The organism is Bacillus sp. B1(2022) (genome assembly GCF_040259625.1).
Taxonomy (GTDB): domain Bacteria; phylum Bacillota; class Bacilli; order Bacillales; family Bacillaceae; genus Bacillus; species Bacillus velezensis.
In genome coordinates, this window is record NZ_JANIFO010000001.1 from 160,750 (window position 1) to 179,632 (window position 18,883).

General features: G+C 47.8%; 21 protein-coding genes. 17 read left to right on the top strand and 4 right to left on the bottom strand.

All coding sequences use genetic code 11. The features are described from left to right. Positions 1–19: 19 nt before the first annotated feature. The 3 genes from mbl to NQS30_RS00880 all read left to right on the top strand — a co-directional run bounded on the left by mbl (position 20) and on the right by NQS30_RS00880 (position 2,824). Positions 20–1,021 (top strand): cell shape-determining protein Mbl, encoded by a 1,002-nt coding sequence (gene mbl / locus NQS30_RS00870; protein ID WP_003151237.1) that lies wholly within the window; start codon positions 20–22, stop codon positions 1,019–1,021. A gap of 159 nt (positions 1,022–1,180) precedes the next feature. Beyond that, positions 1,181–1,978 carry a flagellar hook-basal body complex protein FlhO gene (locus NQS30_RS00875; protein WP_007614310.1) on the top strand — a complete coding sequence of 266 codons (798 nt, stop codon included), beginning with the start codon at positions 1,181–1,183 and terminating at the stop codon, positions 1,976–1,978. Positions 1,979–2,002: 24 nt separating this feature from the next. Then, positions 2,003–2,824 (top strand): flagellar hook-basal body protein, encoded by an 822-nt coding sequence (locus NQS30_RS00880; protein ID WP_012118640.1) that lies wholly within the window; start codon positions 2,003–2,005, stop codon positions 2,822–2,824. 17 nt (positions 2,825–2,841) lie between these two features. Here the strand turns inward: NQS30_RS00880 and NQS30_RS00885 are convergent, their stop codons facing one another. Next, the gene (locus NQS30_RS00885; RefSeq protein WP_007407559.1) at positions 2,842–3,906 is read right to left on the bottom strand and encodes a tetratricopeptide repeat protein; all 1,065 of its coding nucleotides are present in this window, start codon (positions 3,904–3,906) and stop codon (positions 2,842–2,844) included. Positions 3,907–4,101: 195 nt separating this feature from the next. On the opposite strand from NQS30_RS00885, the gene fabZ reads away from it, so the two are divergent. After that, positions 4,102–4,527 (top strand): 3-hydroxyacyl-ACP dehydratase FabZ, encoded by a 426-nt coding sequence (gene fabZ, locus NQS30_RS00890; protein ID WP_003151242.1) that lies wholly within the window; start codon positions 4,102–4,104, stop codon positions 4,525–4,527. 55 nt (positions 4,528–4,582) lie between these two features. Further along, positions 4,583–4,978, top strand: a complete 396-nt coding sequence (gene mscL, locus NQS30_RS00895; RefSeq protein WP_003151243.1) for a large conductance mechanosensitive channel protein MscL — start codon at positions 4,583–4,585, stop codon at positions 4,976–4,978. Between the two features lie 47 nt (positions 4,979–5,025). On the opposite strand, the gene NQS30_RS00900 is transcribed toward mscL, so the two are convergent. Beyond that, complete coding sequence (locus tag NQS30_RS00900) at positions 5,026–5,436, bottom strand: YwpF-like family protein (RefSeq protein WP_012118638.1); 411 nt, start codon at positions 5,434–5,436, stop codon at positions 5,026–5,028. Positions 5,437–5,608: 172 nt separating this feature from the next. On the opposite strand from NQS30_RS00900, the gene NQS30_RS00905 reads away from it, so the two are divergent. The 4 genes from NQS30_RS00905 to NQS30_RS00920 all read left to right on the top strand — a co-directional run bounded on the left by NQS30_RS00905 (position 5,609) and on the right by NQS30_RS00920 (position 8,246). Continuing rightward, positions 5,609–5,962, top strand: a complete 354-nt coding sequence (locus NQS30_RS00905; protein WP_003151247.1) for a hypothetical protein — start codon at positions 5,609–5,611, stop codon at positions 5,960–5,962. 97 nt (positions 5,963–6,059) lie between these two features. Then, a complete protein-coding gene (locus tag NQS30_RS00910; protein ID WP_003151249.1) occupies positions 6,060–6,401 on the top strand; it encodes a single-stranded DNA-binding protein in 342 nt (113 codons plus the stop codon). Between the two features lie 208 nt (positions 6,402–6,609). Further along, complete coding sequence (locus tag NQS30_RS00915; protein WP_003151250.1) at positions 6,610–7,392, top strand: transcriptional regulator GlcR; 783 nt, start codon at positions 6,610–6,612, stop codon at positions 7,390–7,392. After that, positions 7,389–8,246 carry a Cof-type HAD-IIB family hydrolase gene (locus tag NQS30_RS00920; protein WP_025285398.1) on the top strand — a complete coding sequence of 286 codons (858 nt, stop codon included), beginning with the start codon at positions 7,389–7,391 and terminating at the stop codon, positions 8,244–8,246. The genes NQS30_RS00915 and NQS30_RS00920 overlap by 4 nt, the downstream gene beginning before the upstream one ends. Positions 8,247–8,358: 112 nt before the next feature. Here NQS30_RS00920 and NQS30_RS00925 read toward each other — a convergent pair whose 3' ends face one another. Both NQS30_RS00925 and NQS30_RS00930 read right to left on the bottom strand, forming a co-directional pair. Then, positions 8,359–11,133, bottom strand: a complete 2,775-nt coding sequence (locus NQS30_RS00925) for a DEAD/DEAH box helicase (protein WP_025285397.1) — start codon at positions 11,131–11,133, stop codon at positions 8,359–8,361. Continuing rightward, positions 11,120–12,730, bottom strand: a complete 1,611-nt coding sequence (locus NQS30_RS00930) for an SWIM zinc finger family protein (protein WP_218791402.1) — start codon at positions 12,728–12,730, stop codon at positions 11,120–11,122. The genes NQS30_RS00925 and NQS30_RS00930 overlap by 14 nt, the downstream gene beginning before the upstream one ends. Positions 12,731–12,933: 203 nt before the next feature. Here NQS30_RS00930 and NQS30_RS00935 point away from each other — a divergent pair, with 203 nt between their 5' ends. The 8 genes from NQS30_RS00935 to NQS30_RS00970 all read left to right on the top strand — a co-directional run bounded on the left by NQS30_RS00935 (position 12,934) and on the right by NQS30_RS00970 (position 18,877). After that, positions 12,934–13,077, top strand: coding sequence for a YwzD family small protein (locus tag NQS30_RS00935; protein WP_003151259.1), 144 nt, complete (start codon positions 12,934–12,936; stop codon positions 13,075–13,077). A 215-nt stretch (positions 13,078–13,292) separates the two neighbouring features. Further along, positions 13,293–14,039 carry a protein-tyrosine kinase activator TkmA gene (gene tkmA, locus NQS30_RS00940; RefSeq protein ID WP_007407552.1) on the top strand — a complete coding sequence of 249 codons (747 nt, stop codon included), beginning with the start codon at positions 13,293–13,295 and terminating at the stop codon, positions 14,037–14,039. Continuing rightward, positions 14,026–14,715 (top strand): CpsD/CapB family tyrosine-protein kinase, encoded by a 690-nt coding sequence (locus tag NQS30_RS00945; RefSeq protein WP_007614272.1) that lies wholly within the window; start codon positions 14,026–14,028, stop codon positions 14,713–14,715. The genes tkmA and NQS30_RS00945 overlap by 14 nt, the downstream gene beginning before the upstream one ends. Positions 14,716–14,760: 45 nt before the next feature. Continuing rightward, entirely contained in the window at positions 14,761–15,525 is a 765-nt protein-coding gene (locus NQS30_RS00950) for a tyrosine-protein phosphatase (protein ID WP_163113524.1), read from the top strand. A 199-nt stretch (positions 15,526–15,724) separates the two neighbouring features. Continuing rightward, entirely contained in the window at positions 15,725–17,050 is a 1,326-nt protein-coding gene (locus NQS30_RS00955; protein WP_015240736.1) for a UDP-glucose dehydrogenase family protein, read from the top strand. A 63-nt stretch (positions 17,051–17,113) separates the two neighbouring features. Continuing rightward, positions 17,114–17,902: a YwqG family protein gene (locus NQS30_RS00960; protein WP_098081828.1), complete on the top strand. Its 789-nt coding sequence runs from the start codon at positions 17,114–17,116 to the stop codon at positions 17,900–17,902. Between the two features lie 280 nt (positions 17,903–18,182). Beyond that, positions 18,183–18,617 carry a coiled-coil domain-containing protein gene (locus NQS30_RS00965; protein ID WP_007407544.1) on the top strand — a complete coding sequence of 145 codons (435 nt, stop codon included), beginning with the start codon at positions 18,183–18,185 and terminating at the stop codon, positions 18,615–18,617. Continuing rightward, a complete protein-coding gene (locus tag NQS30_RS00970; protein WP_007407543.1) occupies positions 18,617–18,877 on the top strand; it encodes a YwqI/YxiC family protein in 261 nt (86 codons plus the stop codon). Before NQS30_RS00965 ends, NQS30_RS00970 begins: the two co-directional genes overlap by 1 nt. Positions 18,878–18,883: the final 6 nt, after the last annotated feature.

Below are 18,883 nucleotides of genomic sequence, written 5' to 3' on the forward strand. Positions count from 1 at the left end.
TCAAGGAGGATATAAATAGATGTTTGCAAGGGATATTGGAATTGACCTCGGTACTGCAAATGTACTGATCCATGTAAAAGGAAAAGGAATTGTTCTGAATGAGCCTTCCGTTGTGGCACTTGATAAAAACAGCGGCAAAGTGCTGGCTGTCGGTGAAGAAGCCAGACGAATGGTTGGACGTACACCTGGGAATATTGTTGCGATCCGTCCGCTGAAAGACGGCGTAATCGCAGACTTCGAAGTAACAGAAGCCATGCTGAAACATTTCATTAATAAGCTGAATGTAAAAGGACTTTTCTCAAAACCGCGCATGCTGATCTGCTGCCCGACGAATATTACATCCGTTGAGCAAAAAGCGATTAAAGAAGCAGCTGAAAAAAGCGGCGGAAAGCATGTGTACCTTGAAGAAGAACCAAAAGTTGCCGCTATCGGCGCGGGTATGGAAATCTTCCAGCCGAGCGGTAACATGGTTGTTGACATCGGAGGCGGTACGACAGATATCGCAGTTATTTCTATGGGCGATATTGTCACCTCCTCTTCTATTAAGATGGCTGGGGACAAGTTTGACATGGAAATCTTAAATTATATCAAACGCGAGTATAAGCTGCTGATCGGTGAACGTACCGCTGAAGATATTAAGGTGAAGGTCGCAACGGTTTTCCCAGACGCACGTCATGAAGAAATCACCATCCGCGGCCGTGACATGGTTTCCGGTCTGCCGAGAACGATTACAGTAAACAGCAAAGAAGTAGAAGAAGCCCTTCGTGAATCAGTTGCCGTCATTGTGCAGGCCGCCAAGCAGGTTCTTGAAAGAACACCGCCTGAATTGTCCGCTGACATCATCGACCGCGGCGTTATCATTACCGGCGGGGGAGCGCTGTTAAACGGGCTTGATCAGCTTCTTGCCGAAGAGCTGAGGGTGCCTGTTCTTGTTGCTGAGAACCCGATGGATTGTGTTGCGGTCGGAACCGGCGTCATGCTGGATAACATGGACAAGCTTCCAAAACGCAAACTGAGCTGATGATAAAACCTCATTCTGAAAAAGAATGGGGTTTTTTTCTGTCAAACCCTTCACGAACGGGAATGTAAATCCGATAATAAGAAAAAATGCTGATTTTCATTATAGAACAAATGTTCCGGTGAGGCAACTGGAAATAATGCTATTTCAGAGGTGGAAGACTTGTTAAAAGGATTATATACCGCAACGTCCGCAATGATTACACAGCAGAGAAGAACGGAAATGCTGTCAAATAACATCGCAAACGCGAATACATCAGGGTACAAAGAGGATCAAGGTTCAATCCGCGCCTTTCCCGAGATGCTTCTGAGCCGAATAGAAGGCGATAAAAAAACGAAAATCGGTTCCGTCAACACAGGCGTATACATGCAGGAGCTGAAACCGTTGTTTACGCAGGGAAGCCTGAAAACGACCGATCAGCCGACGGATATCGCGCTGATGGAGAATCAGGTTCCCAAGAATGCCGAAACGAATGAAAACGCCGAGCTGTTTTATCCCGTGCAGACCGCAGGCGGCGTCCGCTATTCAAAAAGCAGCACTTTCTCATTAAATGAAAACAATCAGCTTACGATAAACGGAAACCTTGTGTTATCAACAAACGGACAGCCGATTACAGTCGACAATGAAAAATTCACCGTATCAGAAAACGGAACGGTCACGACAAACGGCCGGCCGGCGGGGCAGATTGATATCAGAATGGAAGAAGACGTGCGCAATCTGAAACGGGACGGCAATGACCTATACAGCACGGCCGACGGCTCTGAACTGCCGAGCGCGGCGGCGAATCCCCAAGTCTCGTATTCATTAAAGCAAGGCGTCTCGGAGCTTTCGAACGTGGACGTGACGAGCACGTATACAGAAATGACGGAAGCATACAGATCATTTGAAGCCAATCAAAAAGTCATTCAGGCTTACGATAAAAGCATGGATAAAGCCGCAAATGAAATCGGCAAAGTGTAACAAAATGGGGGACATTCAATTATGATGCTCAGATCAATGCTGACGGCTTCAACAGCCTTACATCAGCTTCAGCAGCAGATGGATACAGTCAGCAGCAACCTTTCAAACAGTGATACGACAGGCTATAAAGCGAGGGACTCCCGCTTTTCCGAGCTGATCAGACAGCAGTATGACCATATAGATGACAAAAAGGAAAATTCGCCGAACATGCGGAAAACGCCGCCCGGCCTGCGTCTCGGCGCCGGAACGGTCATGACTCCGCAGCTGGACTCAGGGCAGGGAAGCATCAAAAAAACCGACCGTGACCTTGATATCGCGTTCACATCACCTTATCAATATCTTCAGGCAGAAGCGGACGGACGGCGGGTGTATACAAGGGACGGCTCACTTTCCCTCAAGCCGGCCGGCGGAAATGACCGGCTGCTTCAGCTGATGACAGCGGGAGGCAATCCCATTCTCGATGAGAACGGTCAGCCCATACAAATTGACAGTTCGCTGACTCAGCTGAAAATCAGCAAAACCGGAACGCTGACGGCTTCAGACCAGGCGGGAACCCGTTCGCAGACGTTTAATCTCGGCATCGTCAATGTCAATAATCCGCAGGCGCTTCATGCGGAAGGGGATAATCTGTTTTCCGTGAACGGCGCGGGGGCTTCAGCGATTGAAGAGCTTACCGGCGCAAACCGGCAGGCAATCGGCATGGAGCAGGGCGCGCTTGAAGGTTCAAATGTCGATATGTCAAAAGAAATGACCGGCTTAATCGTGTCTCAGCGTTCCTATCAGCTGAACAGCCGCACGATTACATTAGGAGACCAAATGCTGGGCTTAATCAACTCAGTCAGATAAAAGAAGGGGCGTTTTGATCAGCCGCGCATGATAAAAAATGCGGCTTTCTCAAAATCGCCCTTTTTTTTGTAGTAATCAGTAATATCCTGAAGCAGCACTTCCAAATCCACCCACGCTTCAATTTTCTGCAGCTCCAGCACGAGCTTCTGCAATCGGTCGTACGGGTCCTCCTGAGCGGTGTACAGTATGTTGAGCGCGGTCAGCTTCAATTTCATAATCTTGTTCTGCACTTTTTCAGATATGTATAAACCTTTCTGCAGCACGGTTTGTCCTTCGGCGGCAGATCCGGTTTTAAAAAGTGCTCTGACCGCTTCGTACACACAATGAAGGTAGGAAACGGGAGACTCTTTCTCGAAACGCTGATTGCCCAATACCTTTTTGTAAAAAGGGAGGGCCTCTTTATCTTTTTTCTGGGCGGTCTTTAAAAAACCAAAATTATAATAGGCGTGGCACAGCAGGTTATTGTCATTGATCCGGTCCGTTATCTTTATGGATTCATTAAAGAGCTGTTCTGCGTCGTCATAGCGTGCCTCGTCTATATAATTCACGGCGAGAAGCAGCCGGCAGCTGAGCGTTTTTTTGATGTAGCCGGCTTCATCTTGATAGATTTCCAGCGCTTTATTGACATATTGAATGGAGAGCGCAGGCGACTTCATCATGTAATATGCACCCGCTGTTTTATAATAAAATTCAGCGGCTTCGAAACGGTCCTGAATGGCCGGCAGGTACTGTTCAGCTTCTTTAAAGCGGCAGACAGCACGGTTCGGAGCGCCATTCACCATATGGAATAACCCTTTGAAAAAATAGAAATAATAAGTTAATTCATGATCCATCTCATCTTTGCGCCGCTTCAGCTCGCAGAACAGCTTATTCAGACCGTCTTTTTTCTCAAACAGCAGCTGAAACCGTGCGAAAAACAGCTGATATCTGAGTTTGAGCTTTGCATTCTTTTGTAATTTGGGGAGATGCTGATTGATTTGTTCGTGAAGGGAACGGGCTAGATCGAATTGGCGTTTTCCCATGGCGTCATACCACTCATTCAGCATCACCAGCGTACGTTTTTCAGTAAACTTAGCAATCATCTTCCAACCTCTTTGCATAGGGTAAAAATCTTTATTTATCATAACACATTAATGGACGAGGCTCATTGCCAGCTGGTTACAGTTTACAGCGCGGTTGAAAAAGAAATTGATTCATAATATACTTCCAAATGTACAGATTGGTTGCCACATATGCCTTCTATACATACTATTGTCGATGAAGGAGATGTCAAGAGAATGCTTGATACTCAGCAAATTAAAGAAATTATTCCCCATCGCTATCCGTTTCTTCTGGTAGACAGAATTACGGAAGTCGAAGAAGGAAAACGGGCGGCGGGATATAAAAATGTGACGGCGAATGAAGATTTTTTCAACGGCCATTTTCCTGAATACCCTGTTATGCCGGGCGTATTAATCGTAGAGGCTTTGGCGCAGGTCGGAGCGGTTGCGATGCTGATTAAAGAAGAAAACCGGGGCAGACTCGCATTTTTTGCGGGGATTGATAACTGCCGTTTCAAAAAGCAGGTAAAACCGGGTGACAAGCTGGAGCTTGAGGTTGATATTACCCGCGCGCGCGGTACGATCGGACGCGGCAAAGGCGTTGCCAAAGTTGACGGCGAGCTCGTGTGTGAAGCTGAATTAACCTTTGCGCTCGGAGAATAAAAGCAAACAAATGGGCTTATAAAAAGCCCATTTTGTATAGAAAGGGGTGAATGTGATGTGGTCAGAATTTAAAAGCTTTGCGATGCGGGGCAATATCATGGATCTGGCTATCGGTGTCGTCATCGGCGGCGCTTTCGGCAAAATCGTGACGTCGCTCGTTGAAGACATCATCATGCCGCTGGTCGGCCTGCTTCTTGGCGGTCTTGACTTTTCAGGGCTGGCCGTGACATTCGGCGATGCTCATATCAAGTACGGAAGCTTCATTCAAACGATTGTGAACTTCTTCATTATTTCATTTTCTATTTTTATCGTGATCCGCACAATAGGCAAGCTGAGACGTAAAAAAGAAGCAGAAGAAGAGGCTGAAGAAGCCGAGGAAACAGATCAGCAGACAGAACTGCTGACTGAAATCAGAGATCTGCTGAAACAGCGGGCTCCTCACAATGACTAGGGCACAAAAAAAGGCTGGATGATTAACGTCCGGCCTTTTTCATATGATTATAATTTTTGTTTAAACGCTTCAATCAGCCGGCTGCCCGAGTAGCCTTCTTTCACGAGCGACTCCAGAATGCTTTCTGATCCGGGGTGGTTTCTAGACACCATTTGACCGTAAATTAAAACTTGTATACTTCTTTCCAGCTCGACGATATTTTTGATGCTTCCCGTCAGCTGGGCGGGGCGGTTGCTTTTTTTCGTAATCGTTACAAACACCTTCGCTTCTTTCTGGCTTTTCATCAGCATGTCAAAAAAAGACAAGTGTTCGGCCGGGACCAGTGCTTCAATTAACCAATGATTTTCTCCGTCCTCTTTATTGATAATCAATCCGTCTAAAAGGGGAAACTGCTCAATTGGCTGATCGTCTTTATCTAAACGTTCCACATTCAGATCAACCAGTTTAAAGGTTTTCATCTCTTATTTTCACCCCTGTTGTCCATGTTTTTCGTTCATTTATTATAACACATATCATTTTTCCCGGGAAAATGCTGTAAGACATGCTTCATCATTTTTGTAGGCGGTCAACATTTAATCATTTCTATTTTTTCATTATAATGTAAAAGAATACGGTCATGGAGAGATGCTTATGAATCAATTGCGCCTGAAGGAAATCTATATAGAAGACGGTTCAAGGCGAAAAGACGATCATTCCTACTTGGTATGCAAAAAGGAAGATTGTGAGGTGCATCTTAACAGAAGGGGAAATGTCGTCTTTTTATATGAAACAAAAGACCGCATGGAACAGTATAAAATTCAGCTTTCACTGACTGATAAAAAGCTGAGTTTTTACTGGTTCGCATGGGATGGCGGAAAGTTTGTCCGCATGTTTGAGAAAGACTGGCTCAAAACGAAACTTTTCTCGCGGCTGCTCAAAAATACATATTACATAAGCGGTCAAAAACAAAAGTTTTTTTTATCAGAAAGAAAAACGAAAACATAAGAGCAGCCTGAACGAATAACGGCTTTTTCCGCTTTTTGCTTTCACGAGCCCTTGTACTACAATGAAGCCAGCCTCGAAAAAGAGAGGAGGATACGGCTTGTTTAACCACGTTATGCTTGTCGGCCGGCTGACGAAAGACCCGGAGCTCCGTTTTACATCAGCGGGCATTCCCGTCGCGCATATTACGTTGGCGGTAAACCGCAATTTTAAAAGCGCGTCGGGTGAAACCGGAACCGACTTCGTCAACTGCACCATCTGGAGAAAAAACGCTGAAAATACGGCATTGTACTGCCAAAAAGGGTCAATGGTCGGTGTAAGCGGCAGAATCCAGACGAGAAGCTATGAAAAGACAGACGGCGTAAAAGTTTATGTGACCGAGGTCATGGCTGATACCGTTCGGTTTATGGATCAAAAACGGAAAGAGCCGCTGGCTGAATAGCATTCTTTTTTCCTCGATTTCCCGCCTTTCAGCGGGCCCCGCAATACCTCCTTCCCACTCGCCAGTCGAAAGACTGGTTTTTTTGTGAGGGAGCTAAAAAATGGTTAAAAAGAAGTGATTTCGCTTATGAATGCTTAAAAACATTGAATATATTGGGATAAAAACTTATAATTACTTACAGATAAGTGACGAAAAAGGGAATGAGGACGTGTATCAAGAAGAAAGACTGATTGCGATAATGGAATATTTGAAACAGCATCGGCGAATCACCGCTGAACAGATATGTTCGCTGCTTCATATTTCAAGAGATACCGCAAGAAGGGACCTTGTAAAGCTGAAAGAGCGCGGGGCCATTATCAGAACACGGGGCGGCGCGATTCTGCCGTCGGTGAATCAGGAGGTTCCTGGCTATTCGGGCCGGCTGAAAACTGTTTCTGAAGAGAAAAACAAAATCGGCAAGCTGGCCGCATCCCTGATCCATAAAGGAGACCGGATCATCCTGGACACTTCGACAACCGTGCAGGCCTGCGCGGAGCATTTAAATGTCACCGGCTGCACTGTTATTACAAATTCGATCAATCAGGCCGATATCCTTTCCGCAAAAGAGGGAATTGATATTCACCTGCTCGGCGGAAAGCTCCAGAAGGAACACCGGTTTTTATACGGGGCTTCCGTTGTAGAAAAACTGGGGGATTATCACGCCGATAAGGTGCTGATCGGCGTTGTCGGCATCTCGGAAAACGGCCTGACGATTCCGCATGAAGAAGACGGCATGGTAAAGCGTAAAATGATCCGACAGGCTGAACAGGTGATTGCGCTGAGCGATCACTCCAAGCTTGGCCGTACGAGTTTTTATCAGTATGCAGACCTGCACGAGGTTGACCTGCTGATTACCGATCGGCTGCCTGATCAGGATTTTTGCGATCTGCTCGACCGGCACGGCGTAGAATTGCTTGTAACTGAATCTGAAGAAGAGGATGAGGACATGTGAAACTGATTGCCATAGATCTGGACGGCACACTGCTGAACAGCAGTCATCAAGTAAGCGATGAAAATGAGCGGGCTTTAAGGGAAGCCCGGCAAGCGGGAATTGAAATCGTGGTTTCCACGGGACGCGCGCATTTTGACGTGCACTCCATATTCGAACCGCTCGGCATAAAAACGTGGGTCATCAGCGCAAACGGAGCCGCCATTTATGCTCCTGACGGCAGCCTGTACCACTGTGATGCGATTGAAGAAACAAGAGCCCGCGGGATTTTGTCATGGCTTGAAGAGAATCAATATTACTATGAGGTGTTTACAAACAAAGCCATCTATACGCCTGAAACCGGCAGGCAGCTGCTCGATATCGAAATGGACCGGGTGAAAAGCGCCAATCCTGAAGCCGATCTTTCCGTTTTGGAACAGGCGGCTTCAGTGCAATACAGCCAATCCGGCTTTGCTTACATTCATTCATACCGTGAGCTCTTTGAGAAAGAAGAGCATCTGGATTTTTATAATATTCTCGGATTTTCGTTTGATGAGCGGAAGCTGAAAGCGGGCTGGGACCGATTCAGCGGTCAGAAAGATCTCACCCTTGTCAGCTCTGCCGACCACAACTTCGAACTGGCGTCTCGAAACGCCTCTAAAGGGCAGGCGCTCAAACGGCTGGCGCAAAAGCTCGGCATTCCGATGGCTGAAACCGCCGCGGTCGGTGACAGCTTAAATGACTATTCAATGCTTCAGGCGGCCGGAAAAGGCATAGCGATGGGGAATGCGAGAGAAGATATTAAAGAGATCGCTGATGCCGTTACATTGACAAATGATCAAAACGGCGTTGCGCATATGATCAGGAATTTACTGTGAAAGGTATGGCGATACTGTTCATGACTGGCGTGACGCATTCATGGCAAATGCGGCGTAACAGTAAGGACGACATAAAAGACCGGCTCTTTTGAGAGAGCCGGCCTTTTTGCGTTTAATGTGATTGCGCCGATGCGCTGAGGGTGAATAATTCTTCAAGCTCAGCGGATGACAGCTCGGTAATCCAATTTTCACTTTGGATAATCTGATCGTTCAGCGTTTGTTTCGTTTCAAGCATGGCATCAATTTTTTCTTCAATCGTTCCCGTCGTAATGAGTTTGTGAACGTGGACGAACCGTTCCTGGCCGATTCGGTAGGCGCGGTCGGTCGCCTGGTTTTCCACCGCCGGATTCCACCATCTGTCATAGTGAATGACATGATTGGCAGCCGTCAGGTTCAAGCCGGTTCCGCCCGCTTTCAGTGACAAAATCAGCGTCGGGTATTCTTTCTTCTGGAACCGTTCGACGAGAGAATCGCGTTCCTGCTTGGACAGGCTTCCGTTTAAAAACTGAACCGGTTCTCCGAATGTTTTTTCCAGGAGGCGCTTCATCATGTTGCCCATCTGAATGTATTGGGTGAAAATGAGGCAGCTTTCCCCTTGTCCGCGGATCACCGCCATTAAATCAAGCAGCTTTTCCAGTTTGACGGATCTCCCGTTTAACAGCTCTGTCTGTTCTTCCTTCAAATAGAGCGCAGGATGGTCGCATATTTGCTTCAAGCGGCCGAGCATGCTCAGAATCAGCGCTTTCCGCTGCATCCCGGTCAGAGAAGCCATATGTTCAAATGTATCTTTGACAAGCTGTTCATAAAGGGATGCCTGTTCGGCTGAGAGCGGGATAAACTCTTTTTGTTCCAGCTTGTCAGGAAGATTAAGCGCCACTTCTTCATCCCGTTTTGTCCGGCGCAGTAAAAACGGCCGGATTAACTGCTGAAGCTGGTTGATTCTTTTTTCGTCACGGTCTTTTTCAATCGGCAGCACATAGCGTTTATGAAAGCCGGTCAGACTGCCGAGATAGCCTTTGTTCATAAAATCAAAGATCGACCAAAGCTCTGTCAGGCGGTTTTCCATCGGTGTTCCGCTCAGCGCGATATGATGGACGCCTTTCAGCTTTCTGATCGCGCGGGATTGCTTCGTATGCGCGTTTTTAATATTTTGCGCTTCATCAAGGCAGATGGTGCTCCATGTCACGGAAGAAAGCTCTTCCTGATCGGCGTGCGACAGGCCGTAAGAAGTAAGAACGACATCCGCGTCCTGATAGGCCGGGACAAATGCTTCCCCCTTCGGCCGGCGGGGGCCGTAATGAAGCACGGCCTTCAGCTGCGGCGCGAAGGTCTGGAGCTCACGCTGCCAGTTGCCGAGCACAGATGTCGGCGCAATGATTAAGGCAGGCGCTTTTTGCCGGCCGCTTTCCTTCACATGGAGAAAATAAGCGATCATCTGAATCGTCTTTCCAAGTCCCATGTCATCTGCGAGACAGGCGCCGAAGCCGTTTTCCCGTAAAAACAGAAGCCAGTTCATGCCGTACATCTGATAAGGGCGGAGCTGGCCCTGAAACGCGGCGCTGACTTCATGCTCCGGCAGATCCCGGGCTTCCGTCAGTTTGCGGATCAGGCTTCTGAGCTGCTTTGATAATTCGATCTTGATCCCGGCAAATGCCGATGAGTCAATGATGTCCGTGTCCTCGGCACCGTTTTCCCCGTGATCCATCAGTTCGCGCGCCAGCACGTCGGACATGTGGAGGCCCTCAGATTCCGCTTTTTCCATCAGTTTTTTCATTTGTTTAATGAATTGAGGATCAATTTTCACCCATTGGCCGCGGATGTTGACGAGACGTCTGTTGTTTGCGACAAGCTCATTGAATTCATCCTCTGTCAGCTCAATTCCGTTTGTGGCGAATCTCCAGTTGAAATCAAGCAGAGCGTTCATGCCGACGAAGGACTCGCCCCGCGGCGAGGATGACACTTTCGCCTTGAGCATCATATTGCTGTCCCGGACAATCTGCCACCATGATGGGAGAAGAATCTCCACACCCATATCGACAAGCGTCTCACTCGCTTCCGATAAGAAGATCCAAGCCTCTTCTTCAGAAATCAGCGTCGTTCCTGAATCAAACGAAAGCCAGGGAACCGTTCTGCGGAAGCGGTCCTGTTCGCGCGCGATTTTTCCGCTGTATGCCTGCCACGCTTTTTTCAGTCCCTTCAGTCCGTCAAAAAAGGTGATGGAGCCGGTTTTTTTCTCACGTAAAAACATTTCGATTTTCCAGTCGTCACCGTCGAAATCAGGCTCGTTTAATCGGAGCCCGACGGTAAACGGCGTCAGATCGTCATGCCAGCCGATTCCCTCCAGAAAATCATCTTCATCCAAAAAGGAGCCTTTAAACGTATGAACGGCCGGTGAGCGGGTTTCGATCCGCCGCCATTTTTCCAGCAGGTCATCATTGTACTGAATGTAGTCCTGGACCGCGGCTGAGAACCAGTCTGCCGTAAAGCCTTCCAGCAAAAGCTCGCGGTCTTTGAAGCGCAGGACGCCATTTTGCCAAGCCTCATAGTCTGGAAGAAAATCGCCGTCGGCAATAAATTCGAATATCGTCGAAGCCGCTTCGATTAACGGTTCCGTTTCCTTTGTCAGCTGCACGGTGCTGAATGAATTGAACGAGTTTTTTCCGAGCAGCTCGACGGTCATCCACGGGCTGAGCAGAACGGCCGGAGTGCCGATGAAGCTGACGTCTTCAAGAAACGTTCCGTAAAAGGTGGACTCATGCCATTGGAACAAATGAGTCTTCATCTGACTGAGAGTAAGCGGCTGCTCCTTCTCATCATGGCTTGACAGCGTAAATGTCCAATCTTCCATTTGTTCTACATGAATGAAAATTTCCTTAAGACTCGCCATCAATCAACTTTCCTTTCTGCAATTCTTCTTGAAGGGCGCGCAGCCTCTTGTAGCTTGCGCTCAGCCGGCTGATATACCGCTCCCATACCTGCTGTTTTTTTGCCTTTTTATAAAGCGTCCGCAGTTTTTTCAGATGGCGCGCAGCCTCTTTATAGGCGCTGCGGTTTTTTTGGTCGATAAAAAAGGCCGCCGCCCGGTGATAGGAGGGGATGAGCGCTTCCGGATCACTGGCGGCAATTTCCTTCAGGATGTCCTTTTCGATTTCCCAGACGGAAAAACCGACGAGGCTGTGAATCTCCACCCACTCCGCGTACCGTCGTTTTTCGTACAGGTACTGGCTGTATTCGGTAAAGGTATAGGGAAGGCAGCCGGAAGCAAACCGTTCAAACAGCTGATCATCCCGTGAGTGCCGCGCATAATCCGCCAATAGCGCAAACAGCTCTCCGATAATGTCGCGCATTTCTTTAAACGGCTTATCAAGCTTCGTATAGTTGACGGCAAGCGGTTCGATCCGGCCATACCATGCTTTCAGCCGTTTCCAGTCTTTTTTCGCGGTGAGTTCACCGAGCCATTGAAAGGTATACGGCAGCGCTTCAGGAGGGAAGCGGGACATATCTTCAAAGACAGATTCATCATCTTTTTGCAAAAAGGCCAGATGAAGCCGTCCGAACCGCAATTCCGGCGAAAAACGGCGCCCGCTTTCCTGTTCGAGAATCTCCTGTTCACGCGCGACCCATTTCGGCCGGTTCAAAAGCGCGCTCCACATTTCACCGAATACCCGGAGGCGTTCGTATTGAAAAAGCTCTTCTTTCACAAGCAGTCTGCGGAGCACCGGGGGCGTCCGGTCTAAAAAGGGATCGAGTGAAAAAGACAAAGCGTACGTTTTCAGTCTGTCAATGGAGGAATAAATCGTATCCATCAGCTGTTCCACGTATGGATTGATGCTGTAATAATCTTTTTCGGCATCCAATCTGCCTGACTCAATCAAAGTGAACATGTGAAGCCAGACGGCAAGCGCCGAATGAATCTGATATAAGCTTTTAAGCTCGGGTTTTTTCGGGGCGTGTTTTTTGAGCGCTGACAGATAGCCGTAATAAAGGCCCTGCATCGTCTGGCTTCCGGCCGGCGTCCGCGCCTCCCACAGCGAGAATTCCGAATCAAAAAAAGCGAGCCAGCTTGACAGCGACTCTTCATTCGGCAGCACTTTTTCCTGAAACTGCCGGCGGACAAGCTCCCTGCTTTCCTCAAGCTTTTCTCTTTCCAGCCAATGTTCGGTAAAGGTACCGACCCGCTCGAATTGGGCATATACGTAAAGAAAAACGGCCAGCACGTGGCGGCAGATCGCCTCAGACGGGCATGCGCAGCCGCTTTTCACCATGAAAAATAAGTTCAGCGTGACCCTTACAGGCACAACATCCTGCACATATGCGGAAATCTCTGTCGGGGTTTGAACCTGTATACGATAGACGGAATCCTGCCGATATAAAATGAGTGCTTTCTTCATCAGCTGAACATTGTCTTCATTGTAAGGAAGAAGTTCTTTAAGCTGTTCAGCCGCTGCGAGCACATCTTCTTTAGCAATCATATCCTGAAGCATGATTATCGCTCCTAACGAGTCACAAAATAAAAAGATTCCAATTCCTCTATTATATCGCAACACATGGCCCGGAAAAAGTTTTTCCTAAAAAAGGACATAAAAACCCGAATGTGTCGAATGATGTATTAGAGATTGCAAAACAGCACCCGACAGCATATAATAATCTTGTTTTCAATTTAATGGAAGCCGAAAGGAAACGAATGATGAAGAAAACGAAGTTAGATCAAGAGGAGTTTCTGAAGATTTTAATGCATGCGCACGACATTGGTGAGCAGTCCTCTGAGATGACCACAAAAGAAATGCTTGAGAATTTGATTTCTTATATTAAAAATGGATATGCAACATAAAATCCCGCAGGCTCTTGGCCGCGGGATTTTTTAATCTTCCTGTGACACCAGTATTTAAAGCGCTTACAAAAATAAAACAGATTGAAGTGATTGTCTATTTTTGTCGAATTTTGTCATTTGAAAAGGTTAGAAATGACAGTTTAAAACTGTATAATCGTAATTGGAAAAGATCATTGGAGGGAATGGGAATACGCGGAAAGTGATATGGAGGTTATATGGGAGAATCTACAAGCATAAAGGAAATATTCGCAATACTGAGAAAGCGTCTGCTGTTTATACTTATTATTACCGCGGCGGCATCTGCCGCAGGCGGACTCATCAGTTTCTTCGCTCTTACGCCGGTCTATGAAAACTCAACTCAAATTTTGGTCAGCCAATCCAAAAACAATCAAAAAGAAGTCCAATTCAATGATGTTCAAACCAACCTCCAATTAATCAACACGTATAATGTCATCATCAAAAGCCCGGTCATCCTTGACGAAGTGATTAAACAGCTGCATCTGTCCATGACTTCGAAAGAACTTGAATCGAAAATCACGGTGTCCAGCGAGCAGGATTCACAAGTCGTGACGATTGCCGTGCGGGATACGGATGCTAAGCGGGCGGCCGTTATGGCAAATGCGGTTGCAGCCGTTTTTCAGGACAAGATCACCGCCATTATGAACGTGGATAATGTCAGCATCCTTTCAAAGGCCGAAGCGGCGGACAGCCAGTCACCGGCAGAGCCTAACCGCAAGCTGAACATCGCGATTGCGTTTGCCGCCGGACTTTTGGGCGGAATCGGTCTCGCCTTTTTGCTGGAACATCTGGATAATACGATCAAATCGGAAGAACAGCTGGAATCGCTGCTCGGCATCCCGATCCTGGGGACGGTTACTTCAATCAGTACTAAAGACAGCGTTGCCAAAAACTTGAGGATGGCGGAAACCAAACAAGCGGGGGGCGGACATGTTGACGCGTAAAAAAGACAAACCCGGAAAACGAAGCGTGATTGCGATGTCTGAGCCGAAATCCATCAACTCAGAACAATATCGCACGATCCGCACAAACATTGAATTTTCTTCCGTTGATACGGAGGTGAAGTCCCTTTTGATCACATCCGCCGGTCCGGAAGAAGGAAAATCGACAACCGCGGCCAACCTTGCCGTCGTATTTGCACAGCAGGGGAAAAAAGTGCTTTTAATTGATGCGGATCTGCGCAAACCGACGGTTCATTTCACCTTCAAATTGGATAACGGAACCGGATTAACGTCACTGCTGTTAAAACAGATGCCGTTTCAGAAAGCCGTCCTGCCGGCTGATGAAGCAAACCTGGATATTTTAACGAGCGGTCCGATCCCGCCCAATCCGGCGGAGCTTTTATCGACGGGTGCCATGAAAGATCTTCTGTCAGAAGCAGCCGCAGTTTATGATAAGGTGATTTTGGATACGCCTCCCGTCTTGGCCGTAGCCGATACGAAAATATTAGGCAGCTACACTGACGGGGCCATTATGGTGATCTCAAGCGGGAAAACGGACAAGGAAAAAGCGGCCAAGGCGAAAGAAGCGCTCGATTACTGCCCGTGCAAGCTCCTGGGGGCCGTGATGAACGGGAAGAAACAAACGAAACACTCGGACTACGCCTATTACGGACAATAATGTCATAATGGGCGCGGTCCATTCTTTTTAAGGAGGGATTGAAATATGATAGATATCCATTGTCACATCCTTCCTTCCATAGACGACGGCGCGGCGGATGATACAGAAAGCCTGAAGATGGCGAGAGAAGCGGTCAGACAGGGGATTGATACGATCATCGCGACGCCGCATCATGTGAAATACCGCTATAACACGGACCGGCATACGGTCAACGAAGCGGTCAGCCTGTTAAACAAACGTTTGAACAAGGAAGGCATTCCGCTGACTGTTCTGCCCGGCCAGGAAATCAGAATAGACGGAGATCTGCTGGCAGGTCTTCAAAGCGGCACGCTTGTCCCGCTCCATAATACAAAGTATGTGCTGGCGGAATTTCCGGCGGATCATGTCCCGGCCTACGCTGAAAGGCTGTTTTATGAACTGCAGCTGAACGGATATGTCCCCGTCATCGCCCATCCGGAGCGGAACAGGGAAATTCGCGAAAACCCTTCCGTCCTTTACAGTCTTGTGAAGAAAGGGGCGGCCGCCCAAGTGACGGCCGGCTGCATTGCCGGAGCATTCGGTCGGAAAGCGAAATCCTTTTCGCTGCAGCTGATTGAAGCGAATTTGATCCACTTTCTCGCATCTGACGCCCATAATCTCGGACCGAGAAATTTTTATTATCAGGAGGCGCTCGGCGTTCTGAAAAAAGAAGCAGGGGCTGAGCTGATTTACATGCTCGCGGAAAATGCGGCGCTTCTCGCTGAAAACAAAGCCGTTTATAAGGAACCTCCGCTGCCTGTGGCCCGCCGTAAGCGCTGGGGTCTTTTTTAATCGTCGTCTCCATCCCGTTTAAATGAAGCGTAAGCGGCTGTTTTGCAAGATGATTCTTTTATGCTTATGCTATTATCAGCGGCCGGCGCCGTTTTTTCCTATCATGACCTCAGGCTTCCGGCATTCAGCCGGCGCCGGGATCATATGATAATAACGGTAAGCTGCCCAGCAGCAATTTCTAAACGGTTGGGGGAACACGATGAAAATAACAGTGATCGGAACAGGCTACGTCGGTCTTGTGACAGGAGTGTCTCTTTCAGAAATCGGCCATGACGTAACATGCATAGATATTGACGAACGTAAGGTTGAGCAGATGAGAAAGGGCTTGTCCCCTATCTTTGAACCGGGACTTGAAGATATGATGAAACGAAATATCGGCCGGCATCGGCTGGCATTTGAAACGAGCTACGAAAAAGGGCTTGCGGAAGCGGACGTTATTTTTATAGCGGTCGGAACACCGCAAAAAGAAGACGGGCACGCAAACCTTACTTATATTGAAAATGTCGCCGAACGGATTGCCGAACATATTTGTAAAGATGCGATCGTCGTGACAAAAAGCACGGTTCCCGTGGGAACGAATGACAGGATCAGCGAAGTTATTCATTCACGGCTGAAAGCGGACGTGAACATTTCAATCGCCTCGAACCCGGAATTTCTCCGTGAAGGTTCGGCAATTCACGATACCTTTCACGGAGACCGCATCGTGATCGGGGCTGAAGACCGGCAGACGCGGGAAACGCTTGACCGGGTTTTCGCGCCGCTTGCGATTCCGGTATATCATACGGACATCAGAAGCGCTGAGATGATCAAATATGCGTCAAACGCATTTTTAGCGGCGAAAATCAGTTTTATTAATGAAATTTCTCATATATGTGAAAAAGTCGGTGCGGATGTGGAATCAGTCGCACACGGAATGGGATTGGATAAACGGATCGGCAATCAATTCTTAAGAGCCGGCATCGGTTACGGCGGTTCCTGTTTTCCGAAGGATACAAACGCCCTCGTGCAGATTGCGGGACATGTGGAGCATGATTTTGAATTGCTGAAGTCCGTCATTAAAGTCAACAATAACCAGCAGTCCATGCTGGTTGATAAAGTGCTGAACAGGCTCGGCGGTGTGACGGGGAAGACCATCGCGTTATTAGGGCTGTCTTTTAAGCCGAATACAGATGATATGCGGGACGCGCCGTCCATTGTCATTGCGGATCGTCTGGCGGCTCTTGACGCCCGGATGACAGCGTACGATCCGATCGCTTCATTCCGGGCTTCCGGACTGCTTCCGGCTGCGGTTTCCTATCGGGAGTCCATAGAAGAAGCCGTAAGGGGAGCGGATGCCGTCCTGATTCTGACAGATTGGGAACAAATTAAACACTTCCCGCTTGAAGCGTACAAAGAGCTGATGGAAACCCCGGTTATTTTCGACGGGAGAAACTGCCACTCGCTTGAGGAAGCGGAACAGGCGGGCGTGGAATATATCTCAATCGGAAGAAGAGCCGTCGTGCCTCAGACTGATTCTGTCACTTGAAAGGCCGGCGGACCGCGCCGGCCTTTCATCATACAATCTTTAGAGACGAAGGAGATATTTATCGTGGAAAAAACATGGAAATTGCCGAAGCAAATGGAATCATCCCGCGGTCTGCTGGAAACGTCAGCACGGCCTTTTATCAAACTGCACGTCAAAAAAGCTGAAACGGGACGGTATGACAGTAAAATTGCAGGAGACCCCTATTTTCCGAAACATGAACCATATCCTAAAGATGAAAGCGGCAGGCCGATGAAGCTTCTCGCTCAAATCAATTTTGCGGATATGCCCGGACTCCCTGATTTTCCGGACACCGGCATTCTTCAGTTTTACATATCGGTCAGTGATGACGTATACGGTCTGAATTTTGACGACGGGTGCGCGCAAACGGGTTTCTGCGTCAAATATTTTGAACATGTGACAGCAGAAGAAGCGGAGCTCATGGATGATTTTTCTTTCGTTCAGGTTGAAGAGGAGTACGATTTTCCGATTCAATCCGAAGCGCTGATCACCCCTGAGCTGTCTGCTGAATGGGTGCTCCCGTCTGATTTTCAATTCGGGCAGTATGCCGGGATGGATGCCTTTGACTATTTCGAGCAGTTTGACGATGAGGTGTATGACGAATATACGGCGAACGCATTCGGCCATAAAATCGGCGGCTATGCGTCCTTCACCCAGGAAGATCCGCGGTCTTACTCCCATCAAAACCATACAATTCTGCTTTTGCAAATTGATTCAGATGATGACATTGATTCGATGTGGGGAGATGTGGGAATCGCCAATTTCTTTATCAGACCAGAAGATTTGAAGAAAAAAGATTTCTCAAACGTTTTGTACAACTGGGACTGCAGTTAACGACAGTATGATGATCATGATACAAGGCAAAGGAGACGGTTAATCACTGTCTCCTTTTTTTTAGGGAATTTATCATGGATACATAGAGGAGATCGATGAATGGATATGCCGTTTATGTGAGTCTTTTGGCGTTAATGATGAGCATCTCGGCTGTTGAAAATAAGCCATTTAACCTATTTAAGCTGCTTTCTGTCTATTTTAAAATATAATATATGGAAATATAGTATGGAAAAGTCTGTGCTTTTTGTACGACTTTTTGCGTAAGACGAGGTGAAAACAGATGAGCCATTCAAGCACATTAAGCCATATTAACAGCACGATCAGCCATAAACTGGGCGAGGTTGAACACCAAATTGATAAATTAAAAGAAGCGAAAAGAGAGATAGAATCTCTGCAGGAAGAGGGCGTATCTGAAATCAGGGACATCCTCAGGCCGCACCTGGACCATCATTGGACCGGCACTTTTGCTGAAGAATTTGATGACCGGCGCGATCAGGCCCATACAGAAGCATACAGAATCGTCACAGACAAATACGACGGTTATATTTACCGAATCGGCTTAAAGATGACACAGCTTGAAATTGAAAAAGGAGGGCTCCTTGCCGCCAGAAGCATCGCGAGAGAGGCAGAGCACCTGCTGACGCTGGGAGAAGAAGCCCTTGACACGGTCGGAGAAAAAATACAATCAATCAAAAGAAGCTGGAGTTGGTTTTAATGGCAGAAATAAAACTCAAATACGGAACCGTCATGAAGCAGCTTGAATCCGTCAGCAGCGCTTTGGAGGCTGTTTCGATCGGGAACGCCGGTTCAAACGGAAAAAACAAGCTCGACTATACCTCCAAGTACCAATCCCGCGAGGCAAAGCTTGTATCGATGATCAGCGAATACAAGCAGGCCGTTCATAAGAATATCGCGGACGTTAAAGACAACGTAGATTCTTTGAAAGAACAGGACGAGGCGATCGCCGTAAAATAACGAAAG